General features: G+C 40.4%; 24 protein-coding genes. 19 read left to right on the forward strand and 5 right to left on the reverse strand.

Features of this window, described 5'->3' with window-relative positions:
* Positions 1-3 precede the first annotated feature (3 nt).
* From QUF73_03060 to QUF73_03070, 3 genes are all read right to left on the reverse strand, one after another.
* Positions 4-495: a CBO0543 family protein gene (locus QUF73_03060; GenBank protein ID MDM5225179.1), complete on the reverse strand. Its 492-nt coding sequence runs from the start codon at positions 493-495 to the stop codon at positions 4-6.
* A gap of 143 nt (positions 496-638) precedes the next feature.
* The gene (locus QUF73_03065) at positions 639-1,415 is read right to left on the reverse strand and encodes a YibE/F family protein (protein MDM5225180.1); all 777 of its coding nucleotides are present in this window, start codon (positions 1,413-1,415) and stop codon (positions 639-641) included.
* Complete coding sequence (locus tag QUF73_03070) at positions 1,412-2,530, reverse strand: YibE/F family protein (protein ID MDM5225181.1); 1,119 nt, start codon at positions 2,528-2,530, stop codon at positions 1,412-1,414. The genes QUF73_03065 and QUF73_03070 overlap by 4 nt, the downstream gene beginning before the upstream one ends.
* Before the next feature lie 455 nt (positions 2,531-2,985).
* Between QUF73_03070 and QUF73_03075 the strand changes: the two genes are divergently transcribed.
* The 3 genes from QUF73_03075 to QUF73_03085 are packed head-to-tail and all read left to right on the forward strand — an operon-like array spanning position 2,986 to position 6,094.
* Positions 2,986-3,588: a TetR/AcrR family transcriptional regulator gene (locus QUF73_03075; GenBank protein ID MDM5225182.1), complete on the forward strand. Its 603-nt coding sequence runs from the start codon at positions 2,986-2,988 to the stop codon at positions 3,586-3,588.
* 2 nt (positions 3,589-3,590) lie between these two features.
* On the forward strand, positions 3,591-4,493 hold the full coding sequence (locus tag QUF73_03080; protein ID MDM5225183.1) for an ABC transporter ATP-binding protein: 903 nt from the start codon (positions 3,591-3,593) through the stop codon (positions 4,491-4,493).
* The gene (locus QUF73_03085) at positions 4,493-6,094 is read left to right on the forward strand and encodes an ABC-2 transporter permease (protein ID MDM5225184.1); all 1,602 of its coding nucleotides are present in this window, start codon (positions 4,493-4,495) and stop codon (positions 6,092-6,094) included. Before QUF73_03080 ends, QUF73_03085 begins: the two co-directional genes overlap by 1 nt.
* A gap of 86 nt (positions 6,095-6,180) precedes the next feature.
* Here the strand turns inward: QUF73_03085 and QUF73_03090 are convergent, their stop codons facing one another.
* Complete coding sequence (locus tag QUF73_03090) at positions 6,181-6,693, reverse strand: DUF3189 family protein (protein ID MDM5225185.1); 513 nt, start codon at positions 6,691-6,693, stop codon at positions 6,181-6,183.
* Positions 6,694-7,188: 495 nt separating this feature from the next.
* Positions 7,189-7,437: a hypothetical protein gene (locus tag QUF73_03095; GenBank protein MDM5225186.1), complete on the reverse strand. Its 249-nt coding sequence runs from the start codon at positions 7,435-7,437 to the stop codon at positions 7,189-7,191.
* A gap of 49 nt (positions 7,438-7,486) precedes the next feature.
* On the opposite strand from QUF73_03095, the gene QUF73_03100 reads away from it, so the two are divergent.
* The 16 genes from QUF73_03100 (at position 7,487) to QUF73_03175 (ending at position 24,428) form a co-directional block, all read left to right on the forward strand.
* Complete coding sequence (locus tag QUF73_03100) at positions 7,487-9,013, forward strand: spore germination protein (GenBank protein MDM5225187.1); 1,527 nt, start codon at positions 7,487-7,489, stop codon at positions 9,011-9,013.
* Positions 9,014-9,055: 42 nt separating this feature from the next.
* Positions 9,056-10,147, forward strand: a complete 1,092-nt coding sequence (locus QUF73_03105; GenBank protein MDM5225188.1) for a GerAB/ArcD/ProY family transporter — start codon at positions 9,056-9,058, stop codon at positions 10,145-10,147.
* Complete coding sequence (locus QUF73_03110; GenBank protein ID MDM5225189.1) at positions 10,144-11,223, forward strand: Ger(x)C family spore germination protein; 1,080 nt, start codon at positions 10,144-10,146, stop codon at positions 11,221-11,223. The genes QUF73_03105 and QUF73_03110 overlap by 4 nt, the downstream gene beginning before the upstream one ends.
* A 175-nt stretch (positions 11,224-11,398) precedes the next feature.
* Positions 11,399-12,262 (forward strand): MurR/RpiR family transcriptional regulator, encoded by an 864-nt coding sequence (locus QUF73_03115; GenBank protein ID MDM5225190.1) that lies wholly within the window; start codon positions 11,399-11,401, stop codon positions 12,260-12,262.
* A complete protein-coding gene (locus QUF73_03120) occupies positions 12,259-13,383 on the forward strand; it encodes a M20 peptidase aminoacylase family protein (protein ID MDM5225191.1) in 1,125 nt (374 codons plus the stop codon). The genes QUF73_03115 and QUF73_03120 overlap by 4 nt, the downstream gene beginning before the upstream one ends.
* A gap of 2 nt (positions 13,384-13,385) precedes the next feature.
* Complete coding sequence (locus QUF73_03125) at positions 13,386-14,204, forward strand: GNAT family N-acetyltransferase (GenBank protein ID MDM5225192.1); 819 nt, start codon at positions 13,386-13,388, stop codon at positions 14,202-14,204.
* Between the two features lie 21 nt (positions 14,205-14,225).
* Positions 14,226-15,332 carry an o-succinylbenzoate synthase gene (gene menC, locus QUF73_03130; protein ID MDM5225193.1) on the forward strand — a complete coding sequence of 369 codons (1,107 nt, stop codon included), beginning with the start codon at positions 14,226-14,228 and terminating at the stop codon, positions 15,330-15,332.
* 73 nt (positions 15,333-15,405) lie between these two features.
* Entirely contained in the window at positions 15,406-16,491 is a 1,086-nt protein-coding gene (locus QUF73_03135; GenBank protein MDM5225194.1) for a hypothetical protein, read from the forward strand.
* Positions 16,492-16,723: 232 nt separating this feature from the next.
* Entirely contained in the window at positions 16,724-17,515 is a 792-nt protein-coding gene (locus QUF73_03140; protein ID MDM5225195.1) for an IclR family transcriptional regulator, read from the forward strand.
* Positions 17,516-17,517: 2 nt separating this feature from the next.
* Entirely contained in the window at positions 17,518-18,294 is a 777-nt protein-coding gene (locus tag QUF73_03145; protein MDM5225196.1) for an ABC transporter ATP-binding protein, read from the forward strand.
* On the forward strand, positions 18,246-19,127 hold the full coding sequence (locus QUF73_03150) for an ABC transporter permease (protein MDM5225197.1): 882 nt from the start codon (positions 18,246-18,248) through the stop codon (positions 19,125-19,127). Before QUF73_03145 ends, QUF73_03150 begins: the two co-directional genes overlap by 49 nt.
* A 20-nt stretch (positions 19,128-19,147) precedes the next feature.
* On the forward strand, positions 19,148-20,191 hold the full coding sequence (locus QUF73_03155; protein ID MDM5225198.1) for an ABC transporter substrate-binding protein: 1,044 nt from the start codon (positions 19,148-19,150) through the stop codon (positions 20,189-20,191).
* A gap of 42 nt (positions 20,192-20,233) precedes the next feature.
* Positions 20,234-21,487 (forward strand): 3-isopropylmalate dehydratase large subunit, encoded by a 1,254-nt coding sequence (locus QUF73_03160; protein MDM5225199.1) that lies wholly within the window; start codon positions 20,234-20,236, stop codon positions 21,485-21,487.
* Positions 21,478-21,972: a 3-isopropylmalate dehydratase small subunit gene (locus QUF73_03165; GenBank protein ID MDM5225200.1), complete on the forward strand. Its 495-nt coding sequence runs from the start codon at positions 21,478-21,480 to the stop codon at positions 21,970-21,972. Before QUF73_03160 ends, QUF73_03165 begins: the two co-directional genes overlap by 10 nt.
* A gap of 282 nt (positions 21,973-22,254) precedes the next feature.
* Positions 22,255-23,460, forward strand: a complete 1,206-nt coding sequence (locus QUF73_03170; protein ID MDM5225201.1) for a CoA transferase — start codon at positions 22,255-22,257, stop codon at positions 23,458-23,460.
* Complete coding sequence (locus QUF73_03175) at positions 23,460-24,428, forward strand: hydroxymethylglutaryl-CoA lyase (protein ID MDM5225202.1); 969 nt, start codon at positions 23,460-23,462, stop codon at positions 24,426-24,428. Before QUF73_03170 ends, QUF73_03175 begins: the two co-directional genes overlap by 1 nt.
* Positions 24,429-24,531: the final 103 nt, after the last annotated feature.

Below are 24,531 nucleotides of genomic sequence, written 5' to 3' on the forward strand. Positions count from 1 at the left end.
TCACTATAGATAATCAAACAAGAACAAATAAAGGGCAGCTATCAGTGCCGAAAGAGTTAATGCCCGCAGTTTATGGGTGTAATGTAAACGGATCATAGGAAACATAATGGCCACAAATAGAAAAGACCACCAGATATTCCATCCATTATGGTAGGTTATGAAACTAAAGCGGGATGCCAGCCATTCGGCCGCCCAAAACAATACCATCCATTTTGCATAATAAAAAATTGTATCTTTTAGATTGCTGGGATAATTAGATAAAAACATAAAGCCAATCAAAGGATTAATAACGATGTTATGCACTAGATGGACGCCCATCAGATTTAATAGGCCCTTTTCAAGTTCCCATAAGTGAAAATGGCTGTGTGAAATAAATTCATAAATGAAAGACGCCACAGATATATAAAGCATGGTAGGATAATATATTTCCCAATTTTTCCAGTCTCCTTTTATATAAGAAAGGAAGATAACCAATATTACAAGGATGCAATGCATAGGTTCACCTCATTTTACTGTTAATTAGTATGGACGTTAATTGTTATTAAATACCATTAACTGTAAAAAAATGGGTAATTCATCCTTGTGGTGGTTTTGTGGGAAACAAGATTACTGTTGAAGCCTCTCTTACCTCGGGATAGCTATTCGGCGGAATCAGCAGTATTTCCTCTTTTCACTAAGTACAGTGCGGTAATCCAAGAAGTGACGGGAATTACCATTGTTACCCCAATTCCTGCACAGAAGATCGTAATCATCTCGCCGCTGAAAATCTTAGAATTGATAATTTCACCTGGTGAATAAGATAGGTCTTTAAACCATATAAGCAGTGCTAAATATCCGCCAAAGAAGGCGAAAAATAATGTGTTGGTGCTTGTTCCGAGAATATCCTTTCCAATGCTGATGCCAGCTTGGAACAAGTCTTTTCTGCTGATGTCCGGGTGATGATAATGGATTTCCCGCATTGGGGAAGAGATTGCCATGGCAGCATCTGTTATGGCGCCGATAGTACTCATGATGATGACAGACGCAGCCACTTTAACATAATCAACACCAATATAAAGCGAAAATATGCTCAACTCTTCTATTTCCTCTTCACCAAACCCCTGGATCATTGCCTTTTCTGCAATGATGACAATGAACACAATAAGAACGACCGTGGTAATGATCGAAGCAAGAAATGCGGTTATCGTCTTAATGTTCACTTCATTTATAAAGAAAAGATTAATACAGCCGATGAAGGCACAGGCGAATAATGTAACGATAATCGGATTGATGTTTGGATCGTTCATAAAGAAAAGGACGAAAATAATCACTCCGAAGTTGAGGAAGATCGCAAAAAATGATCTGGCTCCTTTTTTTCCGCCAATAAGGATCATCAGAATAAATAATATGGCTGCCAGCAATAGTATTGCATTCATTTTCGTGCCCTCTTTCTATTAATGAAGTATATGGCAGTATATAAGCCAATCGGAATGGTGATCACGATTCCGATTCCTCCGGCAAGTGCCCGGGCTAATTCCAGTGAAAGGTTCATGGATAGGCTGAATCCGAGCGGAGAGTCATTTTTAATATACAAAATAAGCATCGGAATGGAACCGCTGATATAGGCGAAAAACAAGATATTCGTCATGGTGCCCATAATGTCTTTGCCCACTTCCATTCCAGAGCGTTTAAGCGCCTGCACCGGAATGCTGTTGTTTTTTTCATATAAGCTAAACAGTGAAGATGACATGGTAATGGCGACATCCATAACCGCTCCTAATGAGCCGATAAATAAACCGGCTAAGAATACCATCTGATAGGGTCTGGTTATAAACTGGAGTTCTTCGAATCTTAGCCCCTTCCCGCCAGTTAACCATATGACAAGGCAGGTGACCAATAATGACAAGAATGTTGCTGCAAGCGTTGCGATAATGGCAGCATATGTTTTTTCGTTAAAGCCGTTGACGAGCAGAAGGGAGGTAACGGTAAATAAGATGACTGCCGCACTGCATATCAGCAGCAGGCTTATTTCCGGATTCTTCAGATATACATCCAATGCATAGGAAAGCAGCACGGCATTGAGTGCCAGGCTGATGATGGAAAAGAGACCTTGCTTTTTACCGACAAAGAGGAGTATCAGGATAAAGATCCATCCTGCCAATAATATGTAATGATCGCGCTTCAGATCAAGGATATCTCCGCTTAATTCTGCAGTACCTTCTTTTTTCTCCTTTATGGACACAAATAATTTTTGGCCGCTTTGAATTTCATAGTCATAAGCTTTGGATTTAGAATACTGATTTGTTAAGAGAATCTGCTGTCCTTTTGCTTTTCCATTCGAAATTTCAGCTATAATATGCTGTTCATATACGCGGTCTTCATTATCATAAATATCCGTTACATCTTCAGAGTGAACAAGTTGAACTTCCTTTACTTCAGCTATTGTGCGTTCATAGAAAGAATCATTGTTCTGGACAAACAGTATGGAGGCCGCTATACATATTGCCAATATGATATAAAAATATAACTTGTTAATAGGGATGTTTTTCAAAATAAACCTCCAGGAGTATAAAAATACAAGATCTTTGCAACGGACTAAGGATATCAGTAACTTTTTCGGATAGTCAAGTTTATACCAGTCTGGAAGAGACTTATCACTCAAAAAAAAATCATCCAAAAGGATGAAAGAGCAGCTGATTCATATAACTATTTCTTTTGCACATTCGAAATTTCTGTTTGCTGTTTCTCTTTTTTCTGGTTTTCTGCATCCTTCTTGAAAGCCTCCATTGCTTTATAGAAAAGCAAAGTCATTTTGATCACCTCCTTATTAGCATGTATCCCCCCTGTATTTTTAATTAAAACTAAGAATAAAAAATTGATAATTTTTGTCAAAATGTGTGTGTGAAGAACCATTGACCAGTGTGGTCAATTTTGTTATCTTAAAAATGACCACATCGGTCATTAATGTGAAAGGAGTGCAATATAATTAATACTACTTTTTACAGTTTGAAAATCGAAAAACAGGAACGAATTATCAATGCAGCCATGAAAGAATTTGTAAAGAGCGGGTATGAGAAGGCTTCAACAAATGAAATGGTAAAGGATGCACAAATAAGTAAAGGCTCATTGTTCAACTATTTCAGCAATAAAAAGGATTTGTATTTCTTTTTGATTCAGAATGCAGTAAACATCATTGAACAAATCTATGTTGAAATAGACATGAGTGAAAGGGACATTTTTGAGAGAATCAGTCAGGTGGGGCTCATTAAGTTGAACATTCAAAAGAAATATCCTCTAGTATTTGATTTCTTAAAATCGCTGCTTGAAGAAGATGCTCCGGAAGTAAAAAATGATATACATCAATTATTGGGAAACATTCAGAAAGATGGCATGAAAAGAATCTATGAAAATATTGACTGGTCAAAACTTCGGGAGGATATAGATCCTGAAAAAGCGATGAATATCCTTAATTGGACAATGGCTGGTTTCGCGGAGCTGCAGATTAAGAAAATCAAGTCCTTTGAAAATGCCGGTGTTGAGATGTTTAACGAATGGGACAGCTATAAAGAGATTTTAAATCGCTGTTTTTATAAGAACGGGGAGGAATGATCATGAGCCTTTTAAAAGTAACCAATCTAACAAAGAAATTCGGCAAGTTTACGGCATTGGATGGGGTAAATCTTAAGTTGGATAAAGGTGAAGTACTGGGCTTCATCGGACCCAATGGCGCAGGCAAGTCAACCACAATCCGGGTGTTATTGGGGATTTTAAAGGCGACAGATGGAGAAGTAAAGATTTTCAGCAAGGATGCCTGGCAGGATGCTGTCGACATTCACAAGAGGGTTGCATATGTGCCTGGTGATGTAAATTTATGGCCGAACTTAACAGGGGGAGAGGTCATTGATTTATTTATAAAATTGAATGGAACTGCCAATAAGGCAAGACGTGAGGAGTTAATAGAAAAATTTGATTTGGATCCATCCAAGAAATGCAGAACCTACTCTAAAGGAAACAGGCAAAAGGTTGCTTTAGTTGCGGCCTTTTCATCTGATGCAGACCTGTTCATTTTGGATGAGCCAACATCCGGTCTTGATCCCTTAATGGAAAAAGTTTTTCAGGAATGTGTGATGGAAGTTAAAAGACAAGGAAAGAGTGTTCTCCTGTCCAGCCATATTTTATCAGAGGTAGAAAAGCTGTGCGACCGGGTAAGCATTATCCGACAAGGCAAAATTATTGAGTCGGGAACCTTAAGTGAACTTCGCCACTTAACCCGGACTCAAATGCTTGTTGACACGAAGCTGCCGATTACAGGTCTAAATGAACTGCAGGGCATTTATGACATTGAAGAAAGTGAACATGGGATTACCTTTCAGGTGGATACGCTGGAAATGGATGCTGTAATCAAACATATCTCTCCATTTGGGATTATCAGGCTGGAAAGCGCCCCGCCAACTCTAGAGGATTTATTTATGCGCCATTATGAAGGGGCAAAGGATACTGGAGGTGTCCGCTGATGGCAGGCAATCACTTGGCAAAAACCGCTTACCTGTCAAAATTTATATTCCGGCTGGATCGGTTGCGAGTCCCAATCTGGGTGGTGGCACTTACCTTTTTTACGATAATTGTTCCAACAGCCTTCAAGGGATTATACAGTTCTCAGCAGGAGAGAGACGCTATGGCACAAACGATGGCCAACCCGGCGATGACAGCCATGACTGGTCCCGCGGATTTGAGCAACTATACGATTGGTGTCATGACAGCCCATCAAATGCTTTTAATGACTGCTGCTGTGACCGGTTTAATGAGCATCCTGCTGGTTACGCGACATACTAGGGCTGATGAAGAGGATGGTCGCCTGGAATTGCTCCGTTCGCTGCCTGTAGGGCGTCTATCCTATTTAAATGCATCACTGCTTGTAGTATCAGCAGCTTGCATCATATTGGCTTTGATTAATGGATTTGGCCTTTATGCCCTTGGAATTGAAAGCATGGATCTGGAAGGGTCATTGCTTTATGGTGCTGCATTAGGGTCGACGGGTCTATTTTTCGCAGGTGTAACAGCTGTATTTGCTCAAGCTTCCGATAGTTCACGGGGAACAATCGGTTATTCGATAGCCATTCTTCTTATTTCTTATCTTTTTAGAGCAATCACAGACATCAGCAATGAATCATTATCCTGGCTTTCGCCGCTCGCATGGGTAACCAAAGCAGAAGTCTATGATTCTAATAATTGGTGGCCAATTGTATTAATGATTGCTGCAGCCCTGGTTCTTTTTGCCGTCGCGAATTATTTGAACGCTATTCGAGATCTGGATCGTGGATTTTTACCATCCAGGCCCGGAAAAAAATATGCATCACGCTTTTTGCAGAGTCCAATCGGTCTTGCGTTAAGATTGCAGCGGACCGGCATCATTTCATGGGCAATAGGCATGTTTGTGCTGGGTGCTTCTTACGGTTCAGTATTAGGTGATCTGGAATCATTTTTCTCGGATAATGAAGCCATGAAGCAGCTCCTTAAGCCAACAGAAGGGGTAACATTGGTAGAACAATTCATTCCAATGCTGATGATTGTCATCTCACTGATGGCAACCATTCCTCCAGTGATGGCCATGAATAAACTCCGCGGCGAGGAGAAAAAGGAAAGAATTGTTCACCTGCTGAGCAGAGCCGTTTCACGGACAAAACTGTTAGGCAGCTATTTCGTTATTTCTGTCATTAATGGATTTCTCATGATTTCGCTGGCAGCACTCGGACTATGGTCTGCTGGAACAGCTGCAGTTGAAGGAGGTTTATCCTTTGGAATGATCTTTGGGGCAGCACTTTCCTATTATCCCGCCATGCTGGTTATGATTGGGCTGTCTGTATTTCTGATCGGATTTCTGCCAAAATTCACAAGTTTTATTTGGCTTTACGTTTTATACTCCTTTATTGTGCTGTATTTAGGTGGATTATTCCAATTCTCTGACTGGATCGGCAGCATTTCTCCTTTTGGCCATGTACCGCAGGCGCCGGTTGAAGAATTTTCAATCATCCCGCTGCTGCTATTATGCCTGTTTGCCGGTGTGCTGGCAGCTGCAGGATTTATTGGATTTAATAAACGGGACATTGATCTTTAATTGAAACGAAGGGAATTATGCTTTCTCATTTTTTAGATAAATATATAACTAAGACTCCCCATTTTCATCAAGGGGAGTCTTATTTTTTATGCTTGGTATTCCTTATTATCAATTTTAACAATTAATAGGCTGGATTCCTTGGCAATGTTTTTCGTCTCATTTACTAACTGTATGATATTTCCACAGCATTTTTGTGCTCCCTGAATTAGCAGTGGAACTCCTATTGCATCTATACCTAAACCCCTTGAAAAGAAACCTCCTAAAGTCATGGCAAAGGGAACAACGGGTGAAGTGTTTGAGAGAATAATTTTTTCATTAAGCTGGTTATTGTTAACTAATGTCTCACAAAAGTGGAACAGTGTTTTAACGGTAATTTTTGATGACCGTCTGCCAAGTGTATAAACACTATTGCCTTCCTGATCTTTCCCATGAAAAATAAATCTTCCTGCATCTTTTTTCTGCAATTTATTAAAATATGGAACGGCAAGTATCTCTTCCCTTGAAGGGATTTGGTTAGACTCACTTAAGATGTTTAAGTGATAGGCAGCAGCCAATGAAGTGGTATGTGTACCGCCAAAATCATGGTATATGTATATCAAATTACTCGCTCCTATTTCTTGTTTTTCAGTAAAAGCTAATACCTCATACTCAATAATTTTCTTACCCAATATGGGCTGTCGAGGTTAATTGAACATTAAATTTATCATTAAAAATCATGAAGAAGGCAGAAAACAATATATTATCCTTTTTCTTTCCAATTTCTTATTTAAATATCCATGTTTTTAACATTTGTTTCTGACTTGTGGGAAGTGAAGATCCTTATAAAGGATTATTAAAAATATTGAGCCTGTTTATTATCCGAAAAATTAATATTCAAGATAAGTTAATTAAAACTTTCTCAAGATAAATCTTATAAGTTTCTTTTTACTGATGGTACGTACTTGGAAGGAATAATAATTTCATTCATATTCATCCTTTCCAAATTCACCATGAGTTCGGACAGCAGAAGTCAAAATCCTGAAGAAACTGTCCGAATCCGCACTGAATTCGGACAGCAGAAGTCAAAATCCTGAAGAAACTGTCTGAATGCGCCCTTAATTCGGACAGCAAAAGTCAAAATCCTGAAGATGCTGTCTGAATCCGCCCTGAATTCGGACAGAAAAAGCCAAATCCTGAAGAAGCTGTCTGAATCTGGCCTGAACTCGGACAGCAGAAGTCAAAATCCAGAACTTGTCCGATTCCGCCATATGTTCGGTCAGCAGAAACCAAAATCCTGTCCATGCTATCCAAGCAAAAGGGAATCCTGAGAAAAACGCTTCATGCGGAAAGCATAAATCAAACATCCCCGCACATACTAAAACTACGATTTGTTAAGTTTTGGAGGAGTGCCCGGTGGGTTTTTTTAAATCAAAATTAAAAAGGTTTAATAGGGACAACAAACAAAAGAAGAATGAAAATAGTGAGCATGAATTGCGGATTGATGAACTCCTTCATCGCTGTAAAGAATCTACAGATTTTGTCTCGTACAGATATTCGGAATCCTGTCCATTCTACATCCATTATTACCAGACAATTGTGGATATTAATATTCTTCATCAATATATCCTGCCTTATGTCAAGGATAATGCCAGCAAAACCCTTTTTGATCTTCAGCAGGCTATTCCCATTGATAATACTGAAATAATAGATAATGTTCATGAAATAAGGGATAAATTGCTGACAGGCTGTGTTGTTATAGAAGTGAAAGGTTCACTGCAAGAGGCTCTAGTTATTTCTGCTGTATCGCTTGAAAAAAGGCCCGTCAGCTTGCCGGAAGTCGAGTACAGTGTTGTGGGGCCAAAGGAAGCTTTTGTCGAATCGCTTGATGCTAATATCAATCTGGTCAGGAAGAGGCTGCCTATTCCTGATCTTATCGTGGAGGAAGTAAAGGTAGGAAGCCTGACGAAAACAAGGGTGGCAGTTCTTTATATTGAAGGGGTTGCGGACAAAGAAAACGTGAATACGGTTCTTCAGCGCCTTAATGACATTGAATTTGATCAAGTTGTGGACAGTTCATTTATTAACCAGATCATATCCGACAATCATAAATCTCCTTTTCCCCATTTAATTGACACAGAAAGGCCTGACAGGGTAGCGAGTGTTCTATCGGAAGGGAAGATAACGATAATTGTTGATGGCTCACCGCATGCTCTGACAGGTCCTACTACCTTAGTAGAGTTTTTTTCTGCCTTTGAAGATTATTTTTTATCGTGGCATATTGCCTCTATTTTTCGGCTTGTACGTCTGTTTGCCGTATTCTTTTCGGTATTGTCGACTTCTCTTTATGTCGCTGTGCTGACCTACCATTACGAAATGATTCCGGAGAACCTGCTTAATCCCCTTATCGCATCGAGGAGCGGAATACCGTTTCCTCCGATCTTAGAAGCAATTATTTTGGAATTAACCATAGAGCTGCTGCGTGAGGCAGGAGCAAGACTGCCGACCAAAATCGGGCAGACGATTGGTATCGTAGGCGGTATCGTCATCGGGACTGCGGCTGTACAGGCCGGGCTGACGAGTAACGTGCTGCTTATCATCGTGGCTCTGGCGGCACTGGCGTCCTTTACTACACCTGTTTATCAAATGGGCAACACGATCCGCTTAATCCGCTTTCCTTTTTTAATCACTGCCCAATTATGGGGACTCCTGGGAGTTACCTTTTGTTTCGCCTATATTTTAAGTCACTTGCTAAAAATGACTTCACTTGGACGTCCTTATCTGGCACCAGTGTATCCATTGCGGCTGAATGATTTAAGGGATTCACTCTTCCGGCTCCCGTTTTTCATGCAAACGAAGCGGCCGCTGCAGGTAAGATCGCCTTTTCCAGCTCGTTTTCAGTCTAAAGGCCATAAGAAACCTAAAAGAGACATAGAAGATTAAGGCGAATCGATAGGAAAAATATATTCCGATAAAGGGGGCTAGATGATGTTTCCATTGCCGAAAGAGGATAAAAAGGTGTCTCCCTATTTTGTTTTTTATTTAATGCATGCTGCGCAAATAGGTGTAGGGATTCTAGGTTTTGAAAGAATTATTGCCCAGTCTGCTGGCCATGATGCCTGGATAGCAATATTAACATCAGGCGCCTCAATTATCGGATTAATTTGGGTTTCCTATCGGATCTTAAACAAGGGGAACAACGATATCGTGGCCATACATGCTGAAATTATGGGGAAATGGATTGGAGGTTTTTTTAGCTTTCTTTTTTTGTTTTATTACCTTGCTTATGCCTTGATTGTACTTAGATCTTATGTGGAAGTCCTTCAGGTATGGGTGTTTCCTGAAGTTTCTCACTGGATCTTCCTGCTGATAATCATTTTTTTATCCTACTCTTATGTATCAGGAGGTTTTCGTGTCGTTACAGGGTTAAGTTATTTAGGGATTTTATACGGGCTGCCTTTATTATTTGTGAAAATTTTTCCTTTGCAGTATGCCGACTATGGAAATCTGCTTCCAATCTTAAATGCTTCACCTGCTGATTTATTTAAATCTTCAAAAGAAATGACCCTGAATTTTCTCGGGTTTGAGACGCTTTTTATGTTTTATCCTTTTATTAAGAATGCCCCAAAATCGGAAAAATGGGCCTATTTTGGCGTGTTATACAGCATTTTTATTTACCTGCTCACTGCTTTTGTTACTTTTGTCTATTTCAACCTGGAACAGTTAAAAAGCACCATTTGGGCAACGCTGACTCTATGGAAAATCGTAGATCTTATCATTGTTGAAAGGTTCGAGTATATAGGAATTTCAATATGGTTCTTTATCATTCTTCCTAATATTTGCATTGGACTCTGGTGTGCAAGCCGGGGAATGAACCGGCTGTTTCGAATTTCTCAAAGAAGTGCCTTAAGGATCTTTTGTCTTTTGCTTTTTATCATCAGCATTTTATTGACGGATAGACAGCAAATCAGTGTGCTGCATGATGCATATTCACGTGTTGGATTTTATCTCATCTATTTTTATTTACCATTTTTGCTGGTTCTGCAATTTATCATTATGAAGGTGAAAAAAGGATGAAAATAAATAACTTTTTATGGTGTACATTTATTCCACTCCTTCTTGCAGGATGTATTCCAAGTACAAAAATATTGGAGGATATCCAATTGGTTCAGACATTTGGCTATGATTATGTCAACGATGACGAATTTGAGGGAACAGCAGGCTCTTCCAACATTCCTCCAGGAGAACAGTCATTGCCGGTAAATGAGGTCTTTACTGCAACAGGAAAAACAGGTAAACGGATCAGGCAAAAAATGCAGGGGGAAGCGGCAAGACCCATAGTCGTTGGCAGGGTGGGATTAGTCATTTTCAACCAGGAACTTGCAGAGCATGGTATTGAAAATCAGATAGACAGTCTGCAGAGAAACCCCAGCATTGGCCGGAAATTGCTGCTTGTTGTATCGAAAGAGAAGGCGAAAGATATCATTGATTCGAATTACTCACAAAGTGATTCCGTGTCTCAGTATTTAATAGATGTAGTCGAACAGAATCTCAAACAAACCATTCCAGAAATCAATTTACACCGATTTCTTGTTCACTATTACAGTAAAGATGCTGACCCTTTTTTACCATTAATTGAAAAGCAGGGTAAGCATTTGAAAGTAAGCGGACTGGGAATTTTTAAAGACGATAAGCTAGTTGATACAATCAGCTTTGGCGACGCATATATCTTTAAAATACTATATGAGAAATTCCGGCGGGGACAATTTGAAGTGGAGCTTAGCGGCGGCGAAGATGTAAGTCTTGAAAATCTATCTTCTAAAACTAAAATATCAGTGGAAAAGAAGAATGGGAAATATAAAACCACTTTTAAGGTAAAAGTAAGCGGAAGAGCCATGGAAGGGGTTAATTTAGATCTTACGGATAAAAAAACGATTGAGAGAATTGAAAAAGCAGTGGAAAAGGAAATAACTGAGAGAGCAGAGAAAATGGTCAAGAGATTTCAGGAATTGGATGCAGATCCCCTTCGCATCGGGGAAAAGGCCAGGCAGCGCTCCGATTTTAATCGGAAGGAATGGAAAGAGCAGTATAGTCAAATGGAAATTAAGATTGAAGCAGAAGTGCATGCTGTTCAATCGGGGATTATAGAATGATCATGTATATCATTAAAGAAATTGGCATCCGATAAGGGTGTCATTTTTAATTATAAAATTATCAGAATTATTATTGTTTTCCAAAGAAATATATGATAGTTTAGTTAAAACGAAGTTCAGACTTCAAAAATTTAAAGAATACAGCTTAAACTTCATAAATTTAAGGTGAGTCTAAATGATATTAAAAGAAGCAATCGAAACAGAGTTTAATAACCTCTCCAAAGGCCAGCAGAAGGCCGCTAAGTATTTACTGGATCACCCTAAGGAGTTTGCTGTGAAGTCAGCGGGTGAGATTGGCAAGAGAATCGGGATAAGCGAAACGACAGTCATCCGATTCTGCTATTCGATTCAGCTTTCCGGCTATTCGGAGCTGCAAAAGATGGTAAGGGAACAGCTGCTGAAGGCGAATAGCACACTGGGGCAGTATTTTACGAGCAAGGTGGAACTGGCGGAAAAGCCGGAATTCCTGGCCAGTGTGATGGAGAAAGATTGTTTCCATATCAGGGAAACGATTCAAAATATAAGTCAGGACGATTTTGATGTTTTAGTTGAACGCTTGATAAAAACGAAAAAAGTATATGTTTCAGGATTGCGGTCTTCCTTTGCGGCAGCTAGCTGGCTTTCTTTTACACTTGGTGTTGTAAGGGGAAATGCGAAGCTGATCCGGCCGGATACGGATGATCTGCTGCTGACGATCACTGAAATGGATAAAGAAGCGACGTTTATTGCCATTTCATTCGACCGCTACATGAAAGATACGATTAAAATGGCGGAACTGGCGAAAAAGCAGGGAGCATTTGTAATTGGCATCACGGATTCAGCAATCGCACCGATTAAAGAGCATGCCGACTTACTTTTTCAAATCCATTCATCGGAAAAATCGACGATTGATGCTGCGCCAGCACTCTTTTCCTTTTTAAATGCGGTGATTGCGGGTGTGTCGATTCAAGATTGTGACCGATTTCAAACAAGGAAAGAGCAATATGAAAAGCTGGAAAGTGAACATTTTTTTATTCAGCCGGGAGGGAAGATGGATTGAAGGAAATTGAAGAGATTAAACCTGCATTGGATATGGTTTTTAATCATTTGCACGAAAACCCGGAAGTGAGCTGGAGGGAATATAAGACCACTGAGTACTTGCAAAAATTCCTGGAATGCCGGGGGTTCCAGGTTCAGCTGTTTGGGGATTGCACTGGTCTGGTTGTTGAAGTGGGGGAAGGGAGTCCATGCGTCGCGCTGAGAGCGGATATGGACGCACTTTGGCAGGAAGTGGACGGCAAGTTTCAGGCCAATCATTCGTGCGGACATGATGCCCACATGACAATGGGGGTTGGGGCCATGCTGCTGCTTCAAAAGGCAGGCTTCCCTAAAAAAGGCAAACTGAAATTCATCTTCCAGCCGGCTGAAGAAAAAGGCACTGGTGCCCTGAAAATGATTGAGCATGGCGTGCTGGATGATGTGGATTACTTGTACGGTGTACATCTGAGGCCAATCCAGGAAATAAGGGATGGAGAAGCGTCTGCAGCCATTTACCATGGAGCAGCAAGATTTCTGACCGGGGAAATTATCGGGGAAGATGCCCATGGCGCCCGCCCTCACCTTGGGCAGAATGCCATAGAGATCGGCGCTTCCTTTATTCATGAAATCAAAAATATTCATTTGGATCCGATGGTCCCGCACACGGCCAAGATGACCAAATTCCATGCCGGCAGTGACTCAGGCAATATCATTCCGGGAAAGGCTTCCTTTAGCCTGGATCTGAGGGCACAAACAAATGAAGTCATTCATGCACTGGGAGAAAAAATTGAAACGATCACTGAGTATTTATCCAAGCTATATGGAGTCAAAATCAGCCTTGAGACGAAGGCGAATGTGGCAGCAGCTGAAGTAGATGAAGAAGCTCAGCATTTTCTGGAGAAGGCTATAGTAGATGTCCTGGGAGCTGACCGATTAAAGGAGCCAATCGTGACTTCGGGCGGGGAGGACTTCCATTTTTATACTCTTAAGAAGCCGAATATAAAGGCCGCGATGCTTGGATTAGGCTGTGATTTAAAGCCGGGGCTCCATCATCCGGATATGACGTTCAATCGGGAAGCGATTTACTCGGGAATGGAAATTCTGGCCAAAGCCGTAATGGCGACTTTGGAAAAGGAGGAGTGAAGATGGCTGCTGTGACAATGGATTTACGGGTATTAAAGACAGCATCCGATATGAAGCTTATTCAAAAGCTGGAGCAGAAAATCTGGAATATGGCTCCCCTTCCGGTTCATCAAACCATCACAGCTGCCCAGAATGGAGGGCTGCTCCTCGGGGCATTTATAGAAGATAGTCTTGTGGGATTCAGCTACGGATTTCCAGGTTTCCATAAGGGAAAAGGCTATTTATGCTCACATATGCTGGGCATTCACCCTGAACACCAGGATAAGGGAATGGGGGCATTATTGAAGCAGAAGCAAAAAGAACTGGCATCCGGGATGGGCTATGACCTGATCACCTGGACTTTTGATCCGCTGGAAAGCAGGAATGCTTACTTGAATCTTTCCAAGCTGAATGCGGTTTGCTCCACTTATGTGGAGAATTGCTACGGAGAAATGGATGATAGCCTGAATCATGGGCTGCCGACAGACCGTTTAAAGGCAGAGTGGTGGATTACCAGTTCACATGTGGAGGAGCCATGGAGCATGGAAACAGCGACCGCAAAGAATCCATACGATTGGGGAGTATCTGAGGATGACTTTCCTGTTTTATTAAATACTGAATGGGATGCTGCAGGATGTCCAGTTCTTGTTCCAATTCCGGCAAACTTCCAGAGTATTAAAAATAAGAATTTCGAGCTTGCGATCGATTGGCGCTTTAAAACAAGAAGGATTTTTCAGGAGTTATTTTCTAAGGGGTACGCCATGGCTGGATTTCAAAAAGGGCTGAAAGGCCCGGTGCATTACTATGTATTCGTTCAGAGGAATCAGCTTAAACTCAACTAATAGGAAAAGGCGGGAATGAATATGAAAGTGACAGAAGTCGTATTGAGGCATATGAAAATGAGAATGAAAGCTCCATTTACAACAAGCTTCGGCACGTTTCAGGATAAAGAGTTTCTCTTGCTGGAAGCGAAGGATGAGAATGGTGTGAGCGGCTGGGGAGAATCTGTTGCCTTTCATTCACCATGGTATAACGAAGAAACACTGAAAACAAACTGGCATATGCTTGAAGATTTCATCATTCCGAATCTATTAAACAAAGAAATGCAGCATCCTGATGAAGTTTCGGAAACTCTCTCCTACATACGGAAAAACAATATGGCGAAATCAGCATTCGAAGGGGCGGTTTGGGAGTTATATGCCAGGCAAAAGGGACTTCCGCTTGCAAAGGCCCTTGGGGGAACAGCGAATGAGATTGAGGTTGGCATCAGCATCGGGATTCAGGATAGTGTGGATGACCTGCTGAACCTCATCGATGAATATGTAAACGAAGGATATAAGCGAATTAAAGTGAAAATCAAGCCAGGCTGGGATGTTGAGGTCATGAGGGAAGTGAGAAAGCGTTTCCCGGATATTGCGCTTATGGCTGATGCAAACTCAGCATACACACTGGAAGATATCGATCTTTTAAAGCAGCTGGATGAGTTTGATTTAATGATGATTGAGCAGCCGCTGGCATCAGATGATATTATCGATCATGCTGTACTTCAGAGAGAACTCAGAACGCCTGTCTGCCTCGATGAAAGCATTCATTCCTATGAAGATGCGCGCAAGGCGATTGAGCTGGGAAGCTGCAAAATTATTAATATCAAAATCGGCCGGGTCGGCGGGCTGACAGAATCCAGGAGAATTCATGATCTCTGCCAGGCACGGGACATTCCGGTATGGTGCGGAGGCATGCTGGAATCCGGAATCGGCAGGGCGCACAATATTGCCTTAACCACACTATCAAACTTCATTATGCCTGGGGACACAGCTGCATCATCCCGCTATTGGGAGAAGGATCTGATTGATCCTGAAGTAACTGTTGAAGATGGAATGATTAAGGTTCCTGGAAAACCAGGTCTGGGATATGAACCAAATTATGAAACCATTAAACAGTTTACTGTTTTTGAAAAAAGCTTTTCTTAAGGGAGAGAGAATTCTCTCTTTCTCTTTTAAACAAAATTGTCAAAAAATTCAAATATCTAAAAGGGGGATTAGTATGAAAAAGAGTATTCAAATTGCCGGTGCTTTTATCGGGGTCATCGTAGGCGCAGGCTTTGCTTCAGGCCAGGAGATTTTGCAGTTTTTCACGGGCTTTGGCTGGATGGGGATTGCCGGAGCCATTCTGGCGACCTTTTTCTTTGCTTTTCTTGGCATGAATTTAACTCAGCTTGGAAGCCGTCTGCAGACAGATTCCCATAAAGATGTCATTTACCATATTTGCGGCAGATATCTGGGAATGGCAGTCGACTTCATCATTACCTTCTTCCTTTTTGGAGTGGCCGCTGTCATGCTTGCCGGATCGGGATCCATTTTTGAAGAGCAGTTCGGGATTCCGAGCATAGCGGGCAATATCATCATGGCCGTATTGACGATCCTGACCGTTTGTCTGAACATCCAAAAAGTGATTTCAATTATCAGCCTGGTCACACCATTTCTTTTAGTAATGGTGATTGTGATTGGCGGTTATGCCCTAAGCACGATGGGGATTAATTTCTCTGAAGTACAGAAATTGGCAGAAAGCCAAACACCTGCCGCTTCTAACTGGCTCTTGGGCGGACTATTATATGTTTCCTACAATATTGCGGCTGGTGCAGCGATGCTGGCTGTAATGGGCGGAACAACCAATGATGAAAAGCAGGCAGGGTTGGGCGGCATCCTGGGCGGTGTTGGACTGGGTGTACTCATTTTACTTATCAATGCAGCCATGCTGGTCAAAATGGATATTGTGGGTGGATCAGACATGCCGATTCTTGCTCTTGCCAATGAAATTTCACCGGTGTTTGGATTATTGATGTTCATTGTATTGCTTGGCATGATTTACAACACCGCTGTTGGTATGCTTTATGCATTTACGGCCAGGATCGTGAAAAGAGAAAATCCTAAGTTCAACTTCTTTGCCGTATTATTCGGGGCTGCTGCTTTCGGTGCCAGTTTTATAGGATTCATCACTTTGGTCGGTACGGTTTATCCTTTAATGGGGTACATGGGATTTACACTGATTGCGGCGATTGTGTTTGCCTGGTTTAGGGGGAAGAGGAAGGCTGCCGGGAGATATTGGAGTGGGGTTGGAGTTAAATCGTAATAACTTAAAAATATTGATAATAAAAAAGGACTGGAATTGTGTTCCGGTTCTTCTTTTTTATTTTTTGCCTTTTTATAATGGTCTCCCAAAACTTTATTTTCGGATTTCGAAAAAAATAACAAAATATTATTGAAAATACAGAAAATTATGATACCATGTACTTAAGAATAACCACTATACGGAACGTGTTCCACAATGTGGAACACGCATCACTAACATTTGGGGTGACTACATGAAAAAATCTATTCCAACAGTTCAATCAATTGATCGTGCATTACGACTTCTAGAATGTTTTACTTTAGAGAATCCGCATCGTTCAGTTACTGAACTATCACATTTAACATCGTTATCAAAAAGTACAGTATTCCGCCTATTGGCTACTCTTGAGCAAAATGGCTATATTCAGCAGGACTTAGTAAGTCAAAAATACAGCTTAGGATTTAAATTATTTCATCTCGGTGCTGTTGTAATGGGGAATATGGATTTAAGAAGTTCGGCCCTGCCTTTTATGCGCCAGCTCTCTGAAGAAACATCTGAAACCGTTGATTTAAATGTTATTGATCAAGGTGAACGAGTTTGTATTGAAAAGATAGAAAGCAGGGAAATTGTACGTAATTTTGTCAGGGTGGGCCAAAAAAATTGTCTGTGGTTAGGTGCATCAGGTAAAGTTCTTTTGGCAAACCTGCCTCAGCATGAAATTAAGCAAATAATTGAAAGCGCTATCAAGAATGAGCAGTTTCAAGTTAATGAAGAAGACTTATATAAAGAATTATCCATAATTCGCGAGAAGGGTTATGCACTTTCAAAAGAAGAGAGAATTAGAGGATCTTTTTCCGTGGCTGCTCCCGTCTTTGACTATTCAAACCAGCTGGTAGGCGGGATTGCTATTGCAGGACCAATTCAGCGATTGTCAGAGGAACGCATTCCCATGTTAACAGAAAAGGTTCAAGTCGTAGCAATGGAAATCTCGAGAACGTTAGGACATTCAAGCAATGACAAAAATTTTGCCAATGGGGAGGAATAGGCTTGATTCAATTTAAAAATGTTTCAAAACGGTTTGAGAGAGAGGGGAATTCTTTCTGGGCTGCAAAAAATATTAATCTCGATATCCAGGAAGGTGAATTTATTACCGTAATAGGACCGAGTGGATGCGGTAAGTCAACTGTATTGAATATGTGTGCAGGATTAATGAAGCCAAATGGCGGTGAAATATACTATCGGGGCAAGCAGGTAGAAAAAATTAATACAAAAGTTGGTTATATGACCCAAAAAGATAATCTGCTGCCTTGGCGCACTGTAAAAGGAAATGTTGAAGTTGGTCTCGAGATAAAAGGCTTGAGTGCAAAAGATAGAGAAAAGGAGAGTTCAAAATTTATTGAAATGGTGGGTCTTCAAGGGTTTGAAAAGCACTACCCTCAAGAACTTTCAGGCGGCATGAGAAAGAGAGTCAGTTTAGCTAAAATACTTGCTTATAATCCTGAAACTCTACTGATGGATGAGCCATTTGGTGCCCTAGATGCACAGCTGCGGTTAATACTTCAGGCTAAATTAATGGAGATTTGGAAAGAAACGAAGAAAACCATTATCTTTGTCACTCATGATTTGGAAGAAGCCATAACATTAGGGGATCGGGTAGCCGTTTTTAGTAAACGGCCTGGAACGATTAAATTAATTCAGGACGTTAATCTTCCAAGGCCCCGTGACACATTTAACATCCGTTTTACTGATGAATTCAGTAAAGTGCATACAAATCTGTGGGACGCGCTAAAAGAAGAATTTATAGAGGAGGTAATTGGAGTATGAGTGTAAGTGTCGCTAACTCTAAGAGTTCAGATCATTTAGCTTTGGAAGAAGAAATAAAAATAAATCCCCTAAAGGAAAATATTAAACTGGCAGGTATTCGTCTTGCTTTGCTTGCCGCTGTTCTCCTAGTTTGGGAGTTAGCCTCCGGTACACTAATTGATAAATTTTGGATGAGCCAGCCAAGTGATATTTTCCTAACTCTCTATTCATGGCTCCTTTCAGGAGAACTTTTTTTCCATATGGGAATAACGGCTCAGGAAATGTTTATTGGATTTTTTATAGGAGCAACAGGCGGTGCTATTTTGGGTTTTATTTTAGGTAGGCTGGAATACGTTGCAAAGATCTTAGATCCATTTATCATGGCTTTGTATAGTTTGCCTAAGGTTGCCCTAGCCCCGCTATTTATTCTGTGGTTTGGCATAGGAATTGAAATGAAAATCGTTTTTGCTGCTGTCATTGTTTTCTACCTTGTGTTTTTTAATACTTACGCTGGTGTTAAAAATGTAGATAATGATTTGCTGGACAACATCCGCTTAATGGGGGCAACAGAACGGCAGATCTTAATGAAGGTTACCATTCCTTCAGCTTTAAATTGGGTTTTTGTTGGTTTAAAAATGTCTGTGCCTTATGCCTTAATAGGAGCTGTTATTGGCGAAATTACTGCCTCTAACCGCGGGGTAGGATTTTTGATCAGCTATTCAGCAGGGCAATTTGATACAGCTGGAACCTTTGCAGCTATTTTAATCTTGATGTTCATGTCAGTATTACTTAATTTTGGGCTGGGGATAATGGAAAAACGTTTGCTTCGCTGGAAACAAACAAATGTAAATTAATTTAAGAGGGGGAAATTGCTATGCAAAGAAGGAAATTGCTGTTAATCGTCCTTGCCGGTTTGATATTAATGTTTATGAGTGCATGCGGTGAGAGGGCAAATTTGCAGGATAAAACCAATGCTTCAAGTGGTGCCTCTAAAGGAAAACAAAAAATCACTATTGCCCAGACTACTCATGGATTTTTGTTTGCTCCATTATATATCGCACAAGAAAAAGGATTCTTTGATGAAGAAGGGCTTGAAGTAGAAGTTATTACAACAGGTGGGGGCTCCAAAGTTATGGCAGCAGTCATTGGGGGAAGTGTTGACATAGGAGGCACAACATTAGGAAATGTAATGGACGCAGCTGAAAAAGGCCAGGATGTGCAAATTTTTGCTTCCATGATGAACCAATATGCATCCAATGTAGTTGTCAGTAAAGAAGCAGCCAAAGAAAAAGGTATTGACGAAAATTCCTCTATTTCAGAAAAAATAAAGGCCTTACAAGGGCTAAAGATTGCTATAACCTCTCCAGGCAGTTCGAGTGACAAACTTGTCAGACATCTTTTGGCGATGGAAAACATTAATCCTGATAAAGAAGTGGAACTCGTTCCCCTTGGGAAGAGTGAAGCTGTCATTCCAGCATTCAAAAACGGTCAGATTGATGCCTTTGCATTCTCCTCTCCAACATCAGATATTGGAGCAATGGATAAGGGCATGATGCTTTTGAACTTATCGAAAGGTGAAGTAGAAAGTTTAGATGGGTTTCTTTACACAGGGCTAGTAGCAAAGAAGGAAGTTATGGAGTCAAATCCGGAATTATTTGAGAAGGTGACTCGCGCCATTGCAAAGGCAGAAAATTTCCTAAAAACAGATGAGGACGGTGCGAAAGAAGTATTGAAAAAATCCTTTAGTGACATTGAAGATGAAGTATATGATGTAGCATACAAAAACAATTACCCAGCTTTTGCAACCAGCCCAATCATTACGAAGGAAGGCTATGATATGAATGTTACCTTTGAGGGAATTGAAGTGCCTTTTGAGGATGTTGTAAATAATGATTTTGCTGAAAAAGTAGAGCAATAGTTTTAGAGAATAGAACTTTGAAATGTAAAAGGGGACCTGAATATGGGACAAACGATAGCAGAAAAAATTATATCTGAACATTCAGGTAAAAGTGTACTCGCTGGAGAATTGACGATAGTAACTGTTGATGGTGTAATGGCATCTGATACGACAGCTCCTTTGGCCATTAAGGCTTTTGAGGATATGGGTGGAGAAAGGGTTTGGGACCCATCGAAGGTAACGTTTGTAATCGATCATGCTTCCCCTGCTCCTAATGAGAAAATTGCAAATCTTCATAAAATAATGAGGGAGTTTGCTTACGAAAAAGGGATTCGACTCTATGACGTTGGAGAAGGTATTTGTCATCAGCTTATGATAGAAAAAGGTCATGTAAAGCCAGGTAATTTAATTTTGGGTGCCGATTCTCATACATGTACCTATGGAGCCTTGGGAGCTTTTTCAACAGGAGTTGGATCTACAGACTTGGCTGGTGTCATGTTAACAGGAAAAACTTGGATGAAAGTGCCTGAATCTATAAAGATTGAATTGACAGGTAACATTAAACATGGTGTGTCTGCTAAAGATCTTATTTTATTTTTAGTTGGAAAATTAGGCATTGCGGGTGCTAACTACAAATCTATCGAATTTTGCGGAGAAGGAATTGCTCCTCTTTCCTTAGACAGCAGAATGACCATTGCGAATATGGCGATTGAAATGGGAGCAAAAGCAGGTTTAGTGAGTACCTATGGGTTAAAACTTGATTATTCTTTTGAACATCTCGAGCCTGATCATGATGCATCGTATGAAAAAGTGTTTCAATTTGATGTATCGCAGCTTGAACCCCAAGTTTCAATACCGCATTCGCCGGACGATGTAAGGAATATTTCTGAAGTTGAAGGAGTTCCGGTTCAGCAAGCTTTTCTGGGCAGCTGTACAAATGGAAGATTGGAAGATTTACAGGAGGCAGCTAAATTTCTAAAGGGGAAGACTATTCATCCTCGTGTACGAATGCTGATTGCTCCTGCATCCAAGGAAGTATATTTAAAGGCATTGAGAGATGGAACTGTAGAAACACTTACATTAGCCGGTGCCAGCTTTCTTACTTCCGGATGCGGACCTTGTGTAGGGACTCATTTGGGAGTTCCAGGAAATGAAGAGAATATCATTTCCTCCAGCAACCGCAACTTCAGAGGAAGAATGGGCAATCGGCATTCCAATATTTACTTAGCTTCACCTGCTGTTGTTGCATATTCTGCTTTGCAGGGCAAAATAGCAGATCCTCGTTATGCAATGGAGGTGGAACCTGAATGCATCTAAATGGAATAGCACATGTATATGGTGATGATATAGATACTGATAGAATTATCCCAGGAAAATATACTAAGACCTTAAATTTAAATGATTTGGCCAATCATGTTTTAGAAGATTTGGATCCTGATTTCCGTTCCCGATTAACAGCTGGAGATATCCTTGTTGGAGGCAGCAACTTTGGCTGCGGGTCATCTCGTGAACAAGCTCCCCTAGCCTTAAAAGCGGCAGGCGTATCAGTTGTTATCGCCAAGTCCTTTGCACGGATTTTTTATAGGAATGCAATAAATATAGGTCTTCCGCTAATTGAAATTCCGCACCATAAAATTAAAAATCAAGATGAAATATCAGTAGATTTAGAAAGTGGAAGAGTGATAAATGTAACAGCTAATAATGAATACTTTGGAACAAAAATGCCTGAAGTCATGATTCACATCCTAAATGCCGGTGGATTGGCTTCATATTTAAAAACAAATAAGAACTATAGCATTTAGAAATACGGTATAACCTGCTCATTTTAAAGGTGGAATTGTAAATAATTGACTCTCAAAAAAAGTATATAAGCGATAAGAATCGTGTCCAAAATGCTTGGAATATGATTTCCTTTAAATAATTGAATACTTAACACTCATATTAGCTCCTGTTTTTATGGTTAGTCGACTCTAATATATATTTCAGCCGTGAGTGTTTTTCTTTAAGTAAACCTCGGGACTTAATAAATATCTATCATCAAGGGTTACATCAGCATAATTTAGATTTTTTAACGGAGGGATAATATGACTGGAACAAATTTTGGTCCCTTAACAGGGGTGAAAATTCTTGATATCTCGACTATGATTGCGGCTCCATTTGGTGCAACATTATTAGCTGACTTAGGTGCGGATGTAACAAAAATAGAGCATCCAAAAGGAGATAGCCTAAGATCAGTTGGTCCCTGGAAAGATGATGAGCCTCTAAGATGGCCAGGTATTTCACGCAATAAAAAATCTGTTACATTAAATATCAATTCTCCTGAGGGTAAAGAGATCTTTTTAAAGTTAATAAAAGATGTTGATGTTCTTATAGAGAATTTTCGTCCAGGTACATTGGAAAAATGGGGACTTGGTTATGAGGTTTTAAAAGAAATAAACAAAAAATTAATCATGGTCCGCATTTCGGGTTATGGCCAGACAGGCCCATATAGGGAAAAAGCGGGTTTTGGGACTCCAGGCACTGCATTTAGCGGACATACATATATACAAGGCTTTCCAGATCGTCCTCCTGTAAGTCCATCATACTCTCTATTAGACTATGTAACTGGAATATATGCTGCGTTCTCTACAGTGAGTGCATTATATTATCGGGACAATAATGTGGGAGGTGCCGGTCAAGTAGTAGAAATGGGACTTTATGAATCGATTTTTAGAATGTTCGATTTTTTAATTGCTGAATTTGATCAAAATGAAGTTGTAAGAGGGAGAAGTCCAGGTCTTGCAGGACACTCAAGTCCTGCAGGAACATATGAAACAAAGGATGGGAAATTTGTAGTGCTTGTCTGCAGTTCGGATGCAACCTTTAATAGATTAGCCGACGCAATGAATCGAAAAGATATGCTTGAGGATGACAGGTATTACACGAATGCTGTACGGTTAAAAAATGATCATGAAGTTCAAGAGATCGTAATTCGTTTTATTAAACAGCTTACTCTAACTGAACTTCAAGAAAAGTTGGATGAATATGGTGTGCCAATGAGTCCGATTTTAAGCATAGAAGATATTTTTAAAGATCCACACTATGCTGCACGGCAAAATATAGTCGAAGTGGAGCATCCGCGTTTAGGCAAATTAAAGGTACCTGGTATTGTACCTAAATTTTCTGAAACTCCTGGTTCAATCCGCTGCCGTGCACCTGAATTAGGTGAACATAATAACGAAATATTACGAGATCAGTTAGGGTTGACACAGGATGAGCTTACCATCCTCAAAGAGAGGGGGATTATCTAATGGATCGACTATTAATTCCCAAGAAAGTAATCATTTGTGAAGTTGCTCCTCGTGATGGATTTCAAGCTGAACATACATGGATTCCTACAGAAAAAAAACTTGAAATCATAAAGCTGCTGGCAAGGACAGGAGTGCAGTCGATTGAATTAACTTCATTTGTTCATCCAAAAGCCATTCCACAATTAAAAGATGCAGAGATGGTCGCAGCACTTGCTTTGCAAACAGAAGAGTTAGAGGGAATAAAATTTCGAGCACTAGTACCTAATGTAAGAGGTGCGCAAAGAGCTATTGATGCTGGTATAAAAAAGCTTAAACTCATGCTTTCAGCTACAGACTCACATAGTATCTCGAACGCCAACTCAAATGTGGAAGAAGCCCAAAATGCATTAGAACCAATCATTAATTTGGCAGTAAAACACAATGTTGATGTTGGGGGCTCTATTTCTGTCATTTTTGGCTGTCCTTATGAAGGATTAGTGCCTCTAAAAAAAATTATTCCTATCATGGATCGATATAAGTCGATGGGCATAAAAGAAATTTCTTTAGCCGATACAACCGGTATGGGTAACCCTTATCAGGTATACAACTACTTAGGTGTACTTCAGGTACAATATCCTGATATAACTTTTTCGATGCATTTGCATGATACACGAGGAATGGCATTTGCAAATGCAGTTGCTGCTCTTCAACAGGGCATTTTTAATTTTGACAGTTCTATTGCAGGACTTGGAGGCTGTCCATACGCCCCGGGAGCCAGCGGGAACATTGCAACTGAAGATTTAGTTCATAGTTTCCACGAAATGGGGATTGAAACAGGTATAGATTTGGATAATGCAATCATAGCAGCGAATAAGATAAATGAGATGCTAGGGAAAAAGGAGAAAAGCAGCTATATGTTACAAGCAGGACCTAATTCACAACTAAGCACTAAACCTGATAAACAACATAAATTGGAGTCTGTGAATTAACTCAAAAATAACTAATAACTAAGAAGCTTTTTAGTTAAGTAGAAGGCCGATTATCCTTAAGGGAGAAATCGGCTTTTTTATACAAGATTTAGATCTGGCATGA

The organism is Cytobacillus sp. NJ13, assembly GCA_030348385.1.
Taxonomy (GTDB): Bacteria; Bacillota; Bacilli; order Bacillales; family Cytobacillaceae; genus Cytobacillus.